The organism is Streptococcus mitis (assembly GCF_946190325.1).
GTDB classification, from domain to species: domain Bacteria; phylum Bacillota; class Bacilli; order Lactobacillales; family Streptococcaceae; genus Streptococcus; species Streptococcus mitis_CF.
This window is the reverse complement of sequence record NZ_CAMHZR010000092.1, coordinates 1-221: the sequence shown is the minus strand read 5'-3', so window position 1 is coordinate 221 and position 221 is coordinate 1. Positions and strand designations below refer to the sequence as shown.

Below are 221 nucleotides of genomic sequence, written 5' to 3'. Positions count from 1 at the left end.
TCCTATAATCTCATCCGAGATACGCTTTTCATGGGGAATGACAAGCTGTATCATGATGTTGGGAATGTCTTTGTGACAGCGAGTGCCATCATGATTCCCATAGGGCAGACTCAGAGCGTTGTCAAGGGCTTGACCCAGTTTGCGATAGGGGAAGCAGGCGCCTATACAGCGGGTCAGGTTGCCTATCATGGGACTAAGCTCCTAGGTGGAAGTGAGGAAGA

1 pseudogene is annotated in these 221 nt (G+C 50.2%); it reads left to right on the top strand.

The annotated features are described in order from the left end of the window. Window positions 1-221, top strand: a pseudogene (locus N8M95_RS09285) (TNT domain-containing protein); the annotation flags it as partial.